Here is a 17,647-nt window from a genome sequence, read left to right as displayed (position 1 = left end):
GCGGATCAGTCTCCGTCCAGTGAGTTGAACCCGGCGCTGATGCCAAGGGTCGGGCCGAGTTCGGTAGAGGCAATAGCGCGGATGTCGTTGATCGACTGTTGCAGCGCTTCGACCCGGATGCGTCCCTGTGGATCGGCGACACCCGCAAAGGCCGGATCGTCCAGTGATTGTGCCCGGCTTATGGCTCTTGCAAAGGTGGCGTCCAGATCATCGGCAATCCCGGGATGACCAGTCGACAGATGAGTGGCAAGATCGTGCAAGGCGATCAGCGACAATTCTACATGGTGCAGGGATCGTTCGGACCGGCGTGCCTCGGCCCGGTTGGGGCGGGGGCGGTCATGCGTTCCCATAGGGCGGCCAAGGCGGGTGTCGGCGGTAAACTCCAGACCGGTGATCAGGGCTTTGAACAGTTCCTGCATCGCTTCATCATCGGACCGGTAGGGGCCGTCGGGTCCGGGTCGAGCCATTTTGCCGGCATAGGACTGCCAGTCGTTGTCGATAGCCCGCGCATTCCGTTCGATATCTGTCGCGATGGCCCGAACCAGCGCGCAGCGATAGTTATCCGCGCCTGCCACGGACAGTTGCGGGTCGAACAGAACCTGCTCCAAAGCAAAGAAACCGCGCCCAGCGATGGATGTTTCCGCGAACCCTTCGGCGGAATAGACCGCATCATCTTCCCGGGCGATCAGCACTGACAGTGCCTTGGGCGTGAAACCCTTGCTGTCGGGCCAGAACGCCAGGGCAAAGGCGCGGTCATCGGTTTCCGATGGGCCAAAGCGCAGGTGGCTGGCAGAAATCCATGCGTCGAAGGCATCGTGATAAGCCGCATGCAGATCGGGGGCGTCCGTTGAGCAATCCGCCTGCGACGATGCTTTCAGTGTGCCGGACGCGTCCGCAAGCTGCGCAAAACGCGGCAGGATGTGGGATTGCACCGTGTCCGCGAGTACAGCCTGACGATCCTGAGCGTGGACAGCTATTGGCAGTATGAGGGCAGCCAGTAAGGTGAGAATTCGCATGAGTCAGAGACTTTCGAGAAAACGCACAAGGGCATTGCGGTCGGCTTTTGGCATCGAAACAACACTGTCCCGCGCCGCCTGCGCCTCACCCCCATGCCACAGGATGGCTTCAAGCAGCGACCGGGCGCGCCCGTCATGCAAAAACTGGGTATGGCCGGACACCTGTTCGGTGAAGCCAATGCCCCACAGCGGTGCGGTGCGCCATTCCCGGCCATCGGCGCGGGCTTCGGGGCGGTTGTCTGCAAGCCCCTCGCCCATGTCGTGCAGCAGCAGGTCGGAATACGGCCAGATCAACTGAAAGCTGTGTTCAGGCCGGTTGTCCATGCGGTGCGTGACGAAGGCGGGCGTATGGCAGGAAACACAGCCGGAGGTGTAGAACACCTCTTTCCCGCGCAGCACTTGCGGATCATCAACATCGCGTCGGGCCGGAACGCCAAGGTTCTGGCTGTAGAATGCAACCAGGTCCATGCCCTGCTGGTCAATTTCGAATTCCCGAATGTCCTGATCGCCATGGGGGGCCGCAACGCAAGCAGTCTGGCGGTCAGTGCAATCGCCGTGCGGGGCCGGGTAGAGCGGGCTGGAAATGCCGATGTCACCGGCAAAGGCGGCGGCGGATTGTTCCATTATCGTCGGCATTCCGGCCTTATGGCCAAACCGGCCCAACATGGGTTCACCAAATTCCGCTGACCAGACGATGTTCGGGCGTCCGGAAATTCCGTCGCCATCCATATCTTCGGGATCGGCGTTGGCCAGCAGATCGTCGACCGGGATGGCTTCAAGCAACCCCAATCCGATCATCTGTGGCGCCACGCGTGGGCTGAGCATCGCGCCCGGGTGCAACGGGCCGTATCCCAGATCTGTTGCGCTGTAGGTCGGGCGGCGCAGGATGGCAGTTTCGCCTTCCGACAGTTCAACGAGGACATCCTCATATGCGATATCCAGCCGGTATTCGGCCGGATGGCCGGGCAAGGCCAGGTCCTGCATCTGGCCGCCGTAATTCGGTTCGGGTCGGGTGGCGATGTAGTCCTCGATCTCGGAATACCCGTCGTCGGGGCCACCGGGAACAGACACGCGCAGGAACATCGATATCGCGCTGTCGTCCGGGCCGTTGGGCGTATGGCCGCGCCCGTCCTTGATGTGGCATCGCTGACAGGATCGGGCGTTGTAAAGCGGGCCCAGACCGTCCGAGGCCAATGTAGATGCGGGGGACGAGACCCAAATCTTTCTGAACAGCCCGTTGCCGACTCGGAAATCCAGATCCTGCTCGAAGCTCAGATTGCCCGAGGGTTGTGAAAAGGCATCGGCGTCCTGGCGCGCCCGCACGGTGGCCGCCCCGGCGGGCAGGTCCTCGAACCGTTGCGGCGCGCTAAAATCATCGGGCAACGCCGTGACGGCGGAGATCCGGTTGCGCTCTTCCTCGGTTCTGGGCTGGAAGTTCAGATGAATGTCACACAGTTCGGCGGACAGGGAGGGGGTGGCCACGCACGTGACCACCGACAAAAGACAGAGTTTAGTCCACTTCGTCCATTTTCGACGCGTTGAGCTGAGCATAATTGGCTTCGCCGATCCTTTCATACAGGTCGAGCTGCGTTTCGAGGAAGTCGATATGGCCTTCTTCATCACTGATCAAATCCTCGAACAATGACATCGACACATAATCGCCCGCCTCGCGGCAATATTCCCGGGCTTCGACATAAAGCGCGCGGGCATCCTGTTCCGCCGCCAAGTCGCATTCCAGCGTTTCCTTCGGGGTCTGGCCGATCCTCAGAGGATCGAGTTTTTGCAGGTTGGGATGCCCTTCCAGGAAGATGATCCGTTCGATGAGCTTGTCGGCATGGCCCATCTCTTCGATGCTTTCCTCGCGGCTTTTCTTGGCCATATGGCCAAGGCCCCAATCCTCTTGCAGGCGGTAGTGCAGCCAGTACTGGCTGACCGCCGTCAGTTCATGCCGCAGGGATTTGTTGAGGTATTCGATGACTTTGGGGTCGCCTTTCATCTGCACTCTCCTGTGTTGCTCCGCTGCGCAGGGCGCGGAGTTGCATGGGGACTTCCAGATTATCGCAGGACCGCATCGAGTCGAGAAAAAGCGGCATGCATCCGCCACAATCCGCTGATTTCCCAAGCGCATGGTAGATTTTTCCGGGCGTGATCACCGTGTGCGGGTCAGACGCGCGCATCCAGTCGATCGCGGCGCGGATGTCGTGGTCCGAGATATGTGTGCAGTGGCAGATGATCATGGTAATGTGCCCATTTTTGCGGTCGAGCTTTGATGTCAGTTGGGGGTTCGGATGCGGCTTTTCACATCAAACCCCGGTGATCCGGATATCCGGAAGCACCCACGTTCAGATGCTTCCGGTTCAGTCAGGCCGGGAGGGGGTGCCCGGCCAGACAGGTCTTATTCGAACACCGAACCTGGGTTATCTAGGCTGTCCGAGCCTTCGATGCTGACCAGATCCAGGTCCAGCGCGGCCACGACACGCTCAATGGTCTTGGTCTGGTCGATCAGGCCGTTCACACCGCCCATGATCAGGACCTCACCGCCTTCATTACCGCGTTCCAGCATCTGGTCGTAGGCAAAGCCTGCCTCGCCTGTCGATTTCAGACGACCCAGCGCTTGCATGGTGTTTGCCAGTTTGACCTTCATCTCAGCGTCCAGCGCCGGGTCGGTGGCCAGTACCAGGTCCGACAGCGACGCACCGGAAACCGGTGTGCCGTCGATGCGGGTATAGCTGCCCAGATAGACGTTCTGAATGCCCAGCCCGTCGTAGTAATGGCTGTTGTGAGTGTTGTCCGAGAAGCAATCATGCTCCTCCTCGGGGTCGTTCAGCATCAGGCCAAGGCGCATCCGCTCACCCGCCTGTTCGCCATAGGACAACGAGCCCATGCCGGTGAGGATGGCGCTGACACCGGCCTTGTCGCTTTCGGCCAGCGCGGCGCGTGCCGCACCGCCTGACTGCCACTGGGCGGCCATCCATTCCAGATCGCTGACCAGCAGTTCGGTTGCGGCGCTCAGATACTGTGCGCGACGATCGCAGTTGCCGCCGGTGCAATCGTCACCCTGCACATAGTCGGTATAAGGACGGTTTCCCGCGCCCGAGCCGTGGCCGTTCAGATCCTGGCCCCAAAGCAGGAATTCAATGGCGTGATAGCCGGTCGCGACGTTGGCCTCGATGCCGTCTGCTTCGTGCAGGGTTTCACTCAGCAATTCGGGCGTGATTTCGGCGGCGTCGATGGTGTTGCCAGACAGATCGAAACTGGGGTTGGCGATGACGTTCAGCACCGCAAACTCATTCTCGTCGGTTGGTCCGCCGTAGGAGGCGTCGACATAGTCGATCAGCCCCTCATCCAGCGGCCAAGCGTTCACCTTGCCTTCCCAGTCGTCGACGATGGCGTTGCCGAAGCGATAGACTTCGGTCTGCTGATAGGGCACGCGGGCCGCGACCCACGCGGCGCGCGCGGCGTTCAGCGTGGCGTCGGACGGATCGGCAATCAGTGCGTCGACGGCGGTTTGCAGGGATTTCGCGGCAATCAGGCTGTCTTCAAACGTGGCTTCGGCGATATTGGCATAGGTGTTCAGAACGTCTGCCCGGGAGGGCGCATCAGCGGCAATTGCTGAAGTTGCGGCAAGTAGTGTCAACGTACCCGCAGCGGCAAAGCGTTTGGTCATGATGATTTTCTTTCCTGTCAGAAACAATAGTTCGGGTGTCTTGTGGCAGGCACCGTTCCGCCTATAGCTGATTTAATTAGTCAGGAATGTCAACCTGAGTTTTATTGTCGGAAATAGACGAATTATGTTCCGACCGCGCCCCCTACCCATATCTGGCGAGGTCTGGTTGGGGTGCTGACATTGCGCGATTGACGGATCGGAATACAATAAAGCCAGTGATTCTTTTTGAACGGTGCACTGGTTATGAAAGCAGCGATGGTCGCATTTTCCCTGATGCCAGTCGTTGTTCTGGCCGAAGAATCCCCTATTGATCAGCAGCATAGCCACGGTACGGGAACACTGATCGTTACCCACTCCGATACGAGCATACAGCTCTCATTTTCCGCGCCCGGAGCGGACATCGTCGGGTTCGAACATCCGGCGGAAAACAACGACGATCGCGTGCTGGTAGCCCGGGCCGTGTCGGACCTGTCCAAACCGCTGGAGTTGTTTGAACCTCCGATCGAAGCTGGCTGTTTTAACGCCTCAGCGAATGTAACGCTGACCAGCGTCGCACAGGGGCAGAGCGACAAGGCAGGTGACGAACGGCATATGGAATTTGTTGCCGACTATCGGATCACTTGCCAGAACGCAGAGCAGCTTGATCGAGTAAAGTTCGCGTATTTCGACAGGTTTCCGAACGCCGGGATGCTGCGACTTCAGGTTGTTTGCGGCGATGTTGGTCAGGTAAAGGAAGTTTCCCGCACAGACCCGTTTGCCGGTTTGGCTTGCACCCAATAGCACGCAAAGCAACCGCGGCGTCCGCGACGTTCAGATACCGAACCGGGTCAGTACGTTCCTTGTGATCCGTTCAACCTGCCAGTCCCGCCGGGTCAGCCCCATGACCCATTCACAGGTGGCGGCGTTGAACACCTCACCCTTGCCGCGGTGCCAGTGCACGATCACCCCGTTGCCGCGGGTGCTACGGTCCAGCGTTTCTTCGGTGACCTCTCCAAAGATTGCCTGCGCTTTGAACGTGGCATCATCGTTACCGATGTAGACGGTTTCACCCCAGACGCCGTGGTCGGGTTCGACATTTGTAGCCAGACCCAGCGCAAGGATTTCGACCTCTGGATCGGTGCCGTCATTTCCGGTGGCAAAGGGCAGGCCATCCTCCATCCGGTAGTCGACGCCATCCACCTCGTACCCGAAAATGCGTGAGGTCGCCCCCAGGTGGTCGCCGTAACCCAGTTGGGTACCTGCAAACGCCCAGTGCCGGGGGCGATAGACGGTGAAACCGCCGCTGCCCTGACCCGCGCAACGTCCGAGACTGGCATACACGCCCCCCAGTCCGTTTGCGCCAAAGGTCTGTGCGCCGGGCCAGTTGGCGGGGGCGACCTCCCATGCGGATGTGACCAGATTATCCTGGTCTGTTCCTACCAGAGGATCCTGATCGGCATTGTACTTGTAGCAGACCTGCTGACGGCCCTGATCCTGGATCCGGGTCTGCCATAGGAAGTTTCCGCCAAACCGCGCCACCTTGCCGCCGTTTTCCGTGAACCGGTCCACGGCGTGGCGCATCGGGGCAGACCAGTATTCGTCGTGACCCACGAAAATCGCACATTTGTAGCGGTTCAGCAGGTCCGGGTCAGCATCAAGATCGTGCTGAGTGGCAAAATCCAGATCAAAACCGTTCGCTTCGGCCCACACAGCAAAATGCCGCTCGTAACTGGCCCATCCTGCCGAGGCGTATTTCTTGGAGTACCCATAGGAATAGGCCCATTCCATGTAGGGGTAACGTACCATTCCACCGGGCACATGCGGGGTCTCGGGAACCGCGCGCGGGGCGCCGTGGGGCAATTTACAAAACCCACGGGTCCAGGGGCGCCGGGTCGAAACCACGGGCGAAAACGCGTCGCCGTCTGGGCCCGTGATGCCCTGATAATGGTTCGAACCTCCCCAGCAGTTGTAGGCCAACCAAGTGCCGGTGGCACAGACCAGAACGTAAGGGGCGGGCGCGCGATCCGCCGCGCGGCGCAGCAGAAACAGGTGATGCTCTTCGACCCGGTCGCCGTCCTGCTCCGCACTGAAGGTGATCAGGTATCCGCCCGGGCGCCAGTCATCGGGGATGGTGAATTCGTAGGCGACTGCCCAGTCGCATCCATTCACCGAACAGTCCGGCGGGGTGGTTTGGTGCATGCTGGGCAGGTTGGTTTCGTGAAGCAGCGGCTCGTAATCCTGCCCGTCGCGGCCAATTTCCAGTGTCCAGTTTTGGGCAGTGGTCGAAACCCGCAACGCAACCCGATCGCCCGGCGCATAGGACATGCGGTCCGTATAGCCCCAAATTTCCAGAAGTGAGCCGTCTCCGGCCGGTCCGACATAATAGTTATCCAGAATGTGCCGGGCCTTGGCGCGTGTGCGCGGCGTTGTTGCGGGGCCGGGATTTTCCGATCTGGTCATGGGGCTATCCTGTATCGGGTTGCTGCGATCCGCTGTGCCTGCACGGTGGTTCGATCATGGCGAGAAACCTGCAAGCAGAAAAGTGAAAACGCTGTTGTCGGCGGGGCACTGGACCGCGCATCATGCCGCCTGCGCGATCCAGTTCTCAAACAGGTGGGCGCCGGTTTTTGTTTTCCCCAAAGCCGTGACCGAGCAGAAGTAGCCGCGTTTGCTTTCATGCTCGTGGTCACAGGCTAGCGCAAGGGTTCCGTTGACCAGAAACTCGTCAATCAAGGGCCTCCAGCCAATGCCGATGCCCAGACCATTCTGAATGGCACGCAGATAGACCATGAAACTGAGGTAGGTGTCATGGCCGGGTGGTGGCGGCACTTTCTTTCCGGTTCCCTGGAAATACCGCCCCCAATCGCCGTTATGGTCACACTCGGACATATGCAGCAGTTTTTGCCCGGCCAATGCCGCGCGGGAATAGGGTTGCCCGTCGTGCAGCAGGTCGGGGCGGCAAATGGCCACCATGCGCTCGGGGAATATTTGCAGCGATGGGCAACCCGGAATGCCGTGTTCGCCGAAAAGAATAACGACATCACATTTTGCCGGATCATAGTCTGGGTTCTGATCCCGGGTGACAATCTGGAGCTTGGTGTCGGGGTGATCCGCCTGAAACCCGGCCAGTCTCGGCAACAGGTAAAGGCTGGTGAAACCGATGCTGGCGCTGACCACGATCGTGTCCTTGTGCGCGCGGGTTCGCACCGCGTCAAGCCCGCCTCGGATGGCCCCGAATCCTTGTGACACTGCCTTGGCCAGCAAAACCCCGTCTTCTGTCAGGGTCAGGCGAGGCTTGGTGCGGGCAAAAAGCCGGGTCCCCAGTTCCGCCTCAAGCGCCGCGATATGGCGGCTGATCGCGGGTTGCAGCACGTTCAACTCCTCGGCTGCACGGGAAAAGCTAAGGTGGCGCGACGCGGCGTCGAAGGCGTTGATCTGGTGCAGGGGAATGGACATGCGTCACAATCATTCATTGTAGGAACAATATTCATTCATCATTTCCGTCTTTTTCTTTCGCTGCAAGCGGGCAAATCTGTTTGCGGAAGCAAATCAGGGTCGTTCCATGGAAAAGACGATTCTTGCGCTGGGTGGCGATGGCATCGGTCCCGAGATCGTGGGCTATGGACTGCAGGTGGCCGAAGTGCTGGCGCAGCGATACGGTATTGCGCTGAGCGTCAGGCACGGGCTGCTGCACGGCGCTTCGTGGGAGGTGCATGGCACGTTTTGCACGCCCGAGGTTCTGGAACTTGCAAAGGCATCGGATGCTGTTCTGGTGGGCGCGGTCGGCGGACCCGACTGGGATGACATCCGGGTATCCGGCGGCGCGGAATGCCAGGACGGGCTGATGTATCTGCGCCACCATCTGCAGACCTATCTGGGGCTAAGGCCCGCGCGGGCATGGGCAGGATTGATGAACCGGACCCCGTTCCGGGCCGGTGTTGCCGACAGGGCGAACGTGCTGATCCTGCGCGAAATGTGTGGCGGTGCGATGTTTGCCCGCGAACGCGGCCAGCGTCGGGTCGATGGGGTGCGGCAGGGTTATGACCTGACCGCTTATGACGAAAACGAAGTCGCCCGGTTTGCACATGGTGGGTTTCAGTTGGCTCGCGAACGGCGCAGGCGTCTGGTCAGCTGCGACAAATCCAATGTCATGGAAAGCTACAAACTGTGGCGCAACGTCGTGACCGAGGTGGCGCGGGAATACCCGGATGTCGAATTCGAAAACATGTTCGCCGACAATTGCGCCTATCAGTTGATGCAGCGGCCTGCTGATTCTGATGTCGTGTTGTGCTGCAATCAGATGGGCGATGTGCTCAGCGATCTGACGGCGGTGTATGCGGGGTCACTGGGTATGCTGCCCTCGGCCAGTCTGAGCGCCAGTCCCGCCCGTGGTCCGGTGTTTGGCATGTATGAAAGCACCGCCGGGTCTGCGCCGGACATTGCGGGTCAGGGGATCGCCAATCCGGTGGGGACGATCCTGTCGGTCGGGATGATGTTCAAATACAGCTTTGGCCTGCCCGACCCTGAAAACCACCTGCACAGAGCTGTTTCTGCCACATTGCGGGACGGGATCATGACGCCCGATCTGGGCGGCGCAGCAACCGGCGCCGAGATGACCGGCGCCATTCTGGACAGGTTGCCGCAATGAGTGGTTCGTTCGATTATGTCATCGCCGGAGGCGGCTCGGCCGGATGCGTTCTAGCGGCGCGGCTGGCCGAAGATCCGGACATATCGGTCTGTCTGGTCGAGGCGGGCGGAGAGGGGCGCGATCTGTTTATTCGGATGCCTGCGGGGAACGGATTCGTGTTCGGCAACCCAAGGCTGGACTGGGGCTATACATCCGTTGCTCAGCCCGGATTGGGGGGCCGTTGTGTTTACTATCCGCGTGGCAAGGCGCTGGGCGGGTCCTCGATCGTCAATGGCATGATCTACATGCGCGGTGTCGCGGCGGACTATGATCTGTGGCGGCAGAAGGGGCTGGCGGGCTGGTCTTACGCCGAGGTCCTTCCTTATTTCCGCCGGGCCGAAGGTGCCCGTGACAGACGGGATGCCTGGCATGGCGCGGATGGCCCCCTGAAGACGGAACCGGCGCGCAATTTCGGCCTGATGGAGCAGGCGTTTATCGCGGCGGCGGCAGCCGCCGGGCATCGCGAACTGGACGATCTGAACGGTCCGCACAGAACAGGAGTGGCGCACAATGACAGCACGGTTGCCAAAGGCGTCCGGCAGTCGGCGGCGATTGCCTACCTGAAATCCCGGCCAAAGAACCTGACCGTCCGCACTGGCGTTCATGTTGCGCGGGTTGTCACCGAAGACTGCCGTGCCGTCGGACTGCTGACCTTGACGGGCGAGGTCATCCGGGCAGAGCGCGAAGTGATCCTGTGTCAGGGCGCCATCGGGACGCCGCAGTTGTTGATGTTGTCGGGGATTGGACCGGCAAATCATCTGCGGCTTCATGATATCGAGGTTTTGGCCGACCTGCCCTCGGTTGGCGCGCATCTTTCGGATCATCCGAATGTGTCGATGCAGTTCGGCTCGGACCGCGCGGACCTGAGCCACGCCAAACATCAGCGTCTGGACAGGGCAGCTCTGCTGATGGGACGATGGTTGCTGAACGGATCGGGCCCCGGGGGCGGCGCTTTTTTCTCGACAGTGCTGTTTCGCGCCTTCGACGACCCCAAATGGCCCGAGCTTCAGGTGCACATGACCCTGATGGTGGTTGAGGAAAACCTGGGTGACGGTGCGCATGAAACTGTGCCGTTGCTGAACCGATTAGGCCGCAAGTTACTGGTGCGTGGGCGAAAGATGGCGCGGCCTGGTGTGCAGATCGACATCAATCTGGAACGCCCGATCTCGGAGGGTACGGTTCGATTGTCCGGCCCGGACCCTCTTCTGCACCCGGTCATCGACCCCAATTACTTCGCCGACCCCCGCGACCTGGAGTGTCTGAAGCGTGGCGTTGCCACGATGCGCGAGGTGATGGCACAACCCCAGATCGCGCAATATCTGACGGGTGAAATCGGCCCGTGGCTTGGGGCCAAAACCGATGCGCAGATTACCGATGCCATCCGAAGAACCGCCTATACCGGCCATCACCTGTGCTGCACTGCCCGGATGGGTGATGTGCTGGATTCCCAACTGCGCGTGCACGGGGTTGAGGGGCTGCGGGTCTGCGATGCCTCGGCCATGCCCGCTCAGATCACCGAAAACCTTTACGCAACTGTTGTGATGATGGCCGAGAAAGCCGCCGACATGATCCTTGGCCGGGCACCTCTTCCCGCTGAACATCCAATGGAGACCGCGTCATGAGCAATATCCGGACCTTTCGGTACTTTACCGGCAACCAATGGCACGACCCGGCGGGCGGCGCATATATCAACAGCGAAATCCCCGCCAACGGAGAAGTATGGGCCCGTGTACCGGATTGCCACGAAACAGATCTGAACCGAGCGGTCGAGGAGGCGCGCAAGGCATTTTACGACGGACCCTGGGGTCGAATGCAGCCCGCCGAACGTGGGCGGGTGCTGCGCCGGATCGGGGACGTGACTTCCCGACACGCCGAGCGTCTTGGGGTGATTGAGACACAGGACAACGGCAAGCTGCCTTCCATGATCACGCCGGGCTTGCAACCGGGTCAGTGGCAGATCGACAGCTGGCATTATTACGCAGGCATGTGCGACAAGTTCGAAGGCCGCGTGATTCCGGCCGAGGCACCGGACATCCACAACTACATGACATGGGAGCCGTTCGGCGTGGTGGCACAGGTGCTGCCGTGGAACTCTCCGTTGGGTACGCTGATCTGGAAGCTTGCGCCTTGTCTGGCGGCGGGAAATACCGTTGTGATCAAACCTTCGGAGCATTCCAGTTGTTCGACGCTTGAGCTGATGGACATCTTGCTCGAGGCCGATCTGCCGCCCGGGGTTCTGAATGTGGTCACAGGTTATGGGCCGACAACCGCCAAACCGATGATCGAACACCCGGATGTGCGCATGGTCAGTTTTACCGGCGGCACGGCTGGCGGGCGGGCCGCAGCAATCGCGGCTGCGCAACAGGTCAAACCGGTGGTGATGGAACTGGGCGGCAAGTCGCCGCAAATCGTGTTTCCGGATGCGGATCTGGAACTGGCGGTGAATGGCGTGGCTGCCGGGATATTTCCACCCGGTGGGCAAAGCTGCATTTCCGGCTCGCGCCTGCTGGTGCATGCCGAAGTGATCGAAGATTTCACCGACCGCCTGGTGGATGTCGTGAAAAAGGCGCGGGTCGGCGACCCGCTTGATCCCGCAACCCAAATCGGGCCGATAGCCAACCGGCCACATTATGAATCTGTTCTGAGCCGGATCGCCGCCGCTGAGGAGGCCGGTCACAACCTGCGACTGGACGGACGCACAGCCTGCCGGGACAAGGGCTATTATATCGGTCCCACCATCTTTTCCGATGTCCCGAACTCTGCCGATCTGGCGCAAAACGAAGTTTTTGGCCCGGTTGTCAGCACCGAAGCCTGGACCGAGGAGCCCGAGGCCATTCGCATCGCCAATGATACGGTTTACGGGCTGGCCGCCGGGATATGGACCCGCGATGTCGCACGCGCGATGCGGGTGGCGTCCCGGATCGAGGCCGGGACCGTCTATATCAACAACTACTTCGACGCAGCCACCCAGTCGCCGGTTGGAGGCATGAAACAATCAGGCTACGGGCGCGAAAACGGCTGGGAAGGGATGCGCTGTTTCATGCAGACCAAATCCGTCTGGCTGTCGACGAACCCGCATCAACCTGATCCTTTCGCGGATTGAGTGGGTGCGAGGATGGGCATTTGGATGACGCTGCTTTCCGGGTCCACTCAGCCGAAAGGGGGTACACCGTGACGGCCATTGAAACACTTGCGCAATTTGCGGTTGCGGCCCGCCCGGACCCGTCTGTACAGGCGCAGACTGCCCCGGCGGTCGTCGATTGTTTCGGGTGCATACTGGCTGGCGCGAACAGTGCGGTGGCGCGTCAAACACGGGCGGCGTTGGCCTTGGTCGCGCGCGGTCCGGTCCGTGTTTACGGTGCGGATCAGACCCTGTCGGCCCCGGTTGCCGCGCTGGTAAACGGGGTCGCGGGCCATGCCTGGGATCTGGATGACTGGGAAGAGCCGGGAAATACCCACCCGACTGTTGTTCTGCTGCCCGCCTTGCTGGCGTCCGCGCATCTGACCCCGGTTTCCGGAAAGGACCTGATGACGGCCTATGCCGTGGGGGCCGAAATCATCATGCAATTGGGTAAAGCGGTGTCATTGGCGCATTATGCACGTGGGTTTCATTCCACGGCCACGCTGGGTGTCATCGGTGTCGCCGGGGCGGTTTCGCGGTTGTTGGGGCTGTCGGCGGGCCAGACAGTGCATGCCCTGTCTTTCGCGGTGTCGCAGGCAGCGGGCTACACAAGGCAATTCGGGTCCAACGCCAAGCCCTTGCAGGCCGGTTGGGCCGCCCGCAACGGTGTTGAGGCCGCCTTGCTGGCAGCCCAGGGCCTGACGGGGCAACCGCATGTAATGGACCACGAACGCGGGTTTGCAGGGCTTCTGAGTGACTATGATGCGAAACGGTTCTCAGGCGTCATGTCGCGGTTGGGGCGGGACTGGGCTCTGTCCGATTATGGGCTGATCCTGAAACCCTGGCCCTCGTGCGGATACACGCACCGCCTGATGACTGCGGCGGTGGAAATCCGTTCGCGACTGGCCGGGGGCGTGCATGGGATTACGGCCATCGAGGCATTCATGCCAGATTTCCACTATGAAATCCTGCCATTCGATCGCCCGGCATCGCGTACCGAAGCCCTGTTTTCGGCTCCGGCCTGTGTTGCGCAAGTTCTGGCAAAGGGACAGCTATCGCTGCGCGACAGCGCGGATGCGTTCTGGGCCGACCCCGAAGTTGCCCGGTTGATCGATTTGACCACCGTCAAGGCAGAACAGGCCAAAAACCCGGCGCTGAATTATGACCCGGATCAGCCAGACAGGCTCAGGGTTGAACTGACAAGTGGCGAGATTGTCCAGGCCACCTGCGCCGCCCCTCTGGGTCATCCATCCAACCCAATGACGCCTGACCAGTTGGCGGACAAGTTTTCTGGTCTGACTGGATTGCCTGAGGACAGTTACAAGACTGCACTCAACTGGCCGCAGGCGGACAACGTTGCCAGGTTTTTTGACAGGATCGACCGATGACTGCACGTAAACGCAACGGCGGTCGCGCGGCCCGCAGACACGCAAGACAGGATGGCGCGGGAATGGGCGTGACCGAGGCGATCTGGCCGGGGATCGAAGGCGGAAAGTTCGCCGCACTTTCGGCCCGGGAACTTTTGCTGATCGATACCACGGCGATGCGTATTCTTGGGGAAATCGGGCTGAAAGGGGCGACCCGGGACTGCATCGACACGGTCTGTGCTGCTGGTGGGTCCCTGACCACGGACAGGCGGCTGTTGTTTCCCGAACCTATAGTGCGGCGGGTCCTGGAAACCGCCGGCCGCGGGTTTCACCTGTTTGGCCAGCGGCCCGAGCATGATTTGGACCCGTCAGGTGCGCGAACGCATTTCGGCACGTCGGGTGCGGCGGTTCATATCATCGACAGCGAAACCGGTCAGATCCGCGACACGACCTTGCGCGATCTTTACGATATGGCGCGGCTGGCCGAAGCGCTGCCCAACATCCACATGTTCCAGCGCACCGTGGTGGCGCGGGACATCACGGACCCGCGCGAGATGGATCTGAACACGCTTTACGCATGCCTGAAGGGAACGGCCAAGCCGGTTGGCACCTCATTCGGTTCGGCAGCCGTTCTGGAAGAGGCCGTCGGTATGCTGACGATGATCACCGGCGGTCCAGAGGCGCTGCGGGCACGGCCGCCGCTTTGTATCTCAACCTGTTTTGTGGTGCCGCCGCTGAACTTTGCCGAAGAGGCGCTGGAAGTCATCGCGACTGCCGCGCGCCATGGCATTCCGTTAAAGCTGGTTTCGGCGGGGCAGGCGGGCGCCACCAGCCCCGCACCGCTGGCCGGGGCGGTTGCCCAGCAGACCGCCGAGGTGCTGGCAGGGCTGGTATATGTCAATCTGCTGAATCCCGGTCATCCGGCCACTTTTGGAGCCTTACCCTTTGTCAGTGATCTGCGTACCGGTGCGATGTCGGGCGGCAGTGCGGAACAGGGGCTGCTGATGGCGGCCTGTGCACAGATGGCGCGGTTTTATGACATTCCCTGCGCAGTCAGCGCAGGGATGACCGATAGCAAGATGCCGGATTTTCAGGCCGGATATGAAAAGGGCTGTACCGAGCTGTTGTCCGCGCTGTCGGGTGCCAACCTGATCTACGAGGCGGCAGGGATGTATGGTTCGCTTCTGGGCTGTTCGCTGGAAAGCTTTGTTCTCGACAATGACATGATCGGTTCGGTGATGCGCGCAACGCGCGGGTTCGAGGTTTCGGAAGACACGTTGTCCCTTGAAACCATCCGCGATGTCTGTGTCGGAGGGCCGGGACATTTTCTGGCGCATGATCAGACGCTGAACCGGATGGAAAGCGACTATTACTATCCGGCGATGGCGGACCGGCGCACGCCACAGGAATGGGCGGCGGCGACAGATAGGGATCTGCTGGAACGGGCCCGGCAGCGTACCCGCGAATTGCTGGCGGCCCCCGACCCCGGTCATATCCCGGATTGGTTGGACGCGGAAATCCGCGCGCGGTATCCCATTCGCCGGCTGGGACGCGCCAAGGGTTGATCAGGCCGGATCCCCGCGCTCGGGCGCAGGCAATACAAGGCCGGATGGCCGGAACCGGCCTGGGTCGCAGAGGCCCAGATACATGCGCCCGATCCCCGCCAAACCAAGCATCAGGCCTGGTGTTTCACCGCCTTCGACCAGGCCGCATCTCCATTCCTCGTTTGCAGGGGGTCGCATTGCCAGACCAAGTTCGCGGGCCAGGGCTATTGCCTCGGGATCAGGGCGGAGATGAGTTGAGTAGATCAGGGGTTCGACGATACTTCCAAGGCCATGGCAAACGCTTGCGTTTTCTTCGAAACCGGAGCGTTCGGTGGTCAGAGCCTGCCGCGCCCGTCGCTTGCAGGCGAAGATGGCGGCGTTGGCTTCTGCAAGGGCTGTCTTGTCGCCTGTCAATTGCCAGGCCCGAAGCCGCGACAACGCGATGCCGCCCGACCCGTAACACCAGTAGGTGGGGTAAACCATCGCTTTGGGGTCACCGGCCTGATCGGCCCTGACATCGCGCAGATCGGGCCAACCGCATTGGTGGCGATCGAACCATTGCCGCTCGTACTCAAAGGCGCGGAAACCGGCTTTGCGATAACGTTCGTCCCGGGTCGCGGCCCAAAGCTCCAGCAGCGCGAGCGCGGCGGAAGAGGCACCGTGTGCGAGGCCGCAATGCGGAAAGGCGTGTGACGTTTCCGCATTTTCCTCTTGCCATGACAGTCCGATACCAGGTCCGGACTGCGCTCGGTCCAACAGCCATTCGCCATTGAGGTGACAGGCGCGCAAGATATTATCGCCTGACTCCGAGCCGTGCAGTGTCAGCAAGCCCGCAATCGTTCCCGATGGCCCGGCGATCAGGTCAAAGCTGCCATCCTGTGGGGGCGGCGCCGTCAGAGCTTCGCGCAGAATATTCGTATCGTCTGCAATCTCCGTTTCTGGCAGCATGTCGTACACGGACCGAACGGTGCTCAGAGTGCCGATGAGGCCGCTGTACCATCCGTGCGGTGTGACGCTGCGCCGTTCACGTATCAGGTGCATGGCGCCGTTGGCTGCGCCGGATGCGGTGTTGGCGTAGGCTGGATTGCGGGTTTGCCGCCACATCTCCGCAAGGAACAGTGCAACCCCGGCCAGTCCGCCGTAAAGGGATTCGTCGATTGTCTGGTAAACGGACCGCCATTCCCCGTCGACCAGATCCATTTCATACCCAAGCCAGGTGCAGCAATCTTCGTCCCGGATAGCATCGCGCACCAGTTGATCCGCGATAGCAGTGGCGACCGCAAGAAAGGCCGGGCCCTGGTCGCCTCCAGAAGGCGGGGGTGATGGGGCCAGTTTCCTCACGGCAACGCGTACTCCAGGCTGTCGGCAGCTTCGGCCCATGGCCGATCCGGTGCGATGCCTTCGGACGAGAATACGGCGCGCACGGATTTGACCCAGTCCGTGGGCTGTTCGATACCTCGATCAACGCAGCGCAGGACACCCCGCGCCACCAACGCGCATCGGGACGACCCAAAGCTTTCTCCCCGTGCTGCCGGGTCGTCGGCCACGCTGACCCCGGGGCAAAGCTTTCTGGTCAGGGGGGGAACCGGATCACACAGGTCGTCGCATGCACGCCTGGCGGTAGCGGCGATGGCCTCGGCTGCCTTTGCGAAATCTGGTCGGGGCAGATAAAGGACAAGCGCATCCCGGCGATCATATTCGGCCGGGCGTCTGGGGCACTTGAGGAAATATGGGAATGCGTCGCCCAAAGCCTGACTCAGCGCGTGAACCAGAACAGGTGCACCTATTGGCATTGCGTTCCAGTACACCCGGACAATCGGGTGCCGGTTTGCATGCCAGGGTTTCGAGAAGGTGACGTAATCGCCAGGGTTCATGGTTTCGGAATCCCGGCGGGCCACAACCGAAACGGTGTCGCCGGGGCGAATACGCGCGCCACGGCCATCTTCGGGCAGGCAATCGATCACGTGGAGCACCCGCCTTTCGTGTCCGCGCGTTACGGCAACCTTGCCGCGTCTGGACACTTTCGCGACATGCCACCCTTCCTCCCATCGGTGCGAGGATGCGTGCGCTGTTCTCAGCAACTCGCACAGATCGCGGTCTTCTGCATTCAGGCCCGGTTTTTCACCGACCGCACAATACCAGTCCCGATAGAGCGCATCCGTCAGGGGGGCGGGATCGCCGCTCCTAAGGGGTTCACTGGCCAATACCCGCGAAATGACGTCAAACGCCGCAGGTAAGGCCTCGTCCAGCGCATCAGCACCCATTG

16 protein-coding genes are annotated in these 17,647 nt (G+C 61.1%); 7 read left to right on the top strand and 9 right to left on the bottom strand.

Annotated elements, in window-relative coordinates:
• Nucleotides 1-5 precede the first annotated feature (5 nt).
• From ACR0FE_RS15970 to ACR0FE_RS15955, 4 genes are read right to left on the bottom strand one after another with little or no spacing between them, the layout of a single operon-like run.
• Nucleotides 6-1,016: an imelysin family protein gene (locus ACR0FE_RS15970; protein ID WP_480913838.1), complete on the bottom strand. Its 1,011-nt coding sequence runs from the start codon at nucleotides 1,014-1,016 to the stop codon at nucleotides 6-8.
• Between the two features lie 3 nt (nucleotides 1,017-1,019).
• Nucleotides 1,020-2,567: a di-heme oxidoreductase family protein gene (locus ACR0FE_RS15965; protein WP_480913836.1), complete on the bottom strand. Its 1,548-nt coding sequence runs from the start codon at nucleotides 2,565-2,567 to the stop codon at nucleotides 1,020-1,022.
• Entirely contained in the window at nucleotides 2,527-3,012 is a 486-nt protein-coding gene (gene bfr / locus ACR0FE_RS15960; RefSeq protein ID WP_170806895.1) for a bacterioferritin, read from the bottom strand. The genes ACR0FE_RS15965 and bfr overlap by 41 nt, the downstream gene beginning before the upstream one ends.
• Nucleotides 2,960-3,193, bottom strand: a complete 234-nt coding sequence (locus ACR0FE_RS15955) for a (2Fe-2S)-binding protein (RefSeq protein ID WP_480441791.1) — start codon at nucleotides 3,191-3,193, stop codon at nucleotides 2,960-2,962. Before ACR0FE_RS15955 ends, bfr begins: the two co-directional genes overlap by 53 nt.
• Here ACR0FE_RS15955 and ACR0FE_RS15950 point away from each other — a divergent pair.
• Nucleotides 3,143-3,286, top strand: a complete 144-nt coding sequence (locus ACR0FE_RS15950; RefSeq protein WP_480441793.1) for a hypothetical protein — start codon at nucleotides 3,143-3,145, stop codon at nucleotides 3,284-3,286. The genes ACR0FE_RS15955 and ACR0FE_RS15950 overlap by 51 nt on opposite strands.
• A 125-nt stretch (nucleotides 3,287-3,411) precedes the next feature.
• On the opposite strand, the gene ACR0FE_RS15945 is transcribed toward ACR0FE_RS15950, so the two are convergent.
• Nucleotides 3,412-4,683 carry an imelysin family protein gene (locus ACR0FE_RS15945; RefSeq protein WP_480913834.1) on the bottom strand — a complete coding sequence of 424 codons (1,272 nt, stop codon included), beginning with the start codon at nucleotides 4,681-4,683 and terminating at the stop codon, nucleotides 3,412-3,414.
• A 243-nt stretch (nucleotides 4,684-4,926) separates the two neighbouring features.
• Between ACR0FE_RS15945 and ACR0FE_RS15940 the strand changes: the two genes are divergently transcribed.
• Nucleotides 4,927-5,463, top strand: coding sequence for a ZrgA family zinc uptake protein (locus tag ACR0FE_RS15940; RefSeq protein ID WP_480913832.1), 537 nt, complete (start codon nucleotides 4,927-4,929; stop codon nucleotides 5,461-5,463).
• 30 nt (nucleotides 5,464-5,493) lie between these two features.
• On the opposite strand, the gene ACR0FE_RS15935 is transcribed toward ACR0FE_RS15940, so the two are convergent.
• Nucleotides 5,494-7,122 (bottom strand): N,N-dimethylformamidase beta subunit family domain-containing protein, encoded by a 1,629-nt coding sequence (locus ACR0FE_RS15935; protein ID WP_480913830.1) that lies wholly within the window; start codon nucleotides 7,120-7,122, stop codon nucleotides 5,494-5,496.
• Between the two features lie 120 nt (nucleotides 7,123-7,242).
• Nucleotides 7,243-8,118, bottom strand: coding sequence for a LysR family transcriptional regulator (locus ACR0FE_RS15930; protein ID WP_480913828.1), 876 nt, complete (start codon nucleotides 8,116-8,118; stop codon nucleotides 7,243-7,245).
• 106 nt (nucleotides 8,119-8,224) lie between these two features.
• On the opposite strand from ACR0FE_RS15930, the gene leuB reads away from it, so the two are divergent.
• From leuB to ACR0FE_RS15905, 5 genes are all read left to right on the top strand, one after another.
• Nucleotides 8,225-9,310: a 3-isopropylmalate dehydrogenase gene (gene leuB / locus ACR0FE_RS15925; RefSeq protein WP_480913826.1), complete on the top strand. Its 1,086-nt coding sequence runs from the start codon at nucleotides 8,225-8,227 to the stop codon at nucleotides 9,308-9,310.
• A complete protein-coding gene (locus tag ACR0FE_RS15920; RefSeq protein WP_480913825.1) occupies nucleotides 9,307-10,971 on the top strand; it encodes a GMC family oxidoreductase in 1,665 nt (554 codons plus the stop codon). The genes leuB and ACR0FE_RS15920 overlap by 4 nt, the downstream gene beginning before the upstream one ends.
• On the top strand, nucleotides 10,968-12,452 hold the full coding sequence (locus ACR0FE_RS15915; RefSeq protein ID WP_480913823.1) for an aldehyde dehydrogenase: 1,485 nt from the start codon (nucleotides 10,968-10,970) through the stop codon (nucleotides 12,450-12,452). Before ACR0FE_RS15920 ends, ACR0FE_RS15915 begins: the two co-directional genes overlap by 4 nt.
• 68 nt (nucleotides 12,453-12,520) lie before the next feature.
• Nucleotides 12,521-13,858, top strand: coding sequence for an MmgE/PrpD family protein (locus ACR0FE_RS15910; RefSeq protein WP_480913822.1), 1,338 nt, complete (start codon nucleotides 12,521-12,523; stop codon nucleotides 13,856-13,858).
• Nucleotides 13,855-15,402, top strand: coding sequence for a trimethylamine methyltransferase family protein (locus ACR0FE_RS15905; RefSeq protein ID WP_480913820.1), 1,548 nt, complete (start codon nucleotides 13,855-13,857; stop codon nucleotides 15,400-15,402). The genes ACR0FE_RS15910 and ACR0FE_RS15905 overlap by 4 nt, the downstream gene beginning before the upstream one ends.
• Here the strand turns inward: ACR0FE_RS15905 and ACR0FE_RS15900 are convergent, their stop codons facing one another.
• Both ACR0FE_RS15900 and ACR0FE_RS15895 read right to left on the bottom strand, forming a co-directional pair.
• On the bottom strand, nucleotides 15,403-16,722 hold the full coding sequence (locus tag ACR0FE_RS15900; RefSeq protein ID WP_480913818.1) for a lanthionine synthetase LanC family protein: 1,320 nt from the start codon (nucleotides 16,720-16,722) through the stop codon (nucleotides 15,403-15,405). It lies immediately after the preceding gene.
• Entirely contained in the window at nucleotides 16,719-17,645 is a 927-nt protein-coding gene (locus tag ACR0FE_RS15895; protein ID WP_480913816.1) for a T3SS effector HopA1 family protein, read from the bottom strand. The genes ACR0FE_RS15900 and ACR0FE_RS15895 overlap by 4 nt, the downstream gene beginning before the upstream one ends.
• Between the last annotated feature and the right edge of the window lie 2 nt (nucleotides 17,646-17,647).

The sequence above is a fragment of the Ruegeria sp. K7 genome (assembly GCF_056531785.1).
Note: the sequence above shows the minus strand (reverse complement) of the source record. Positions and strands in the feature narration are given on the sequence as shown.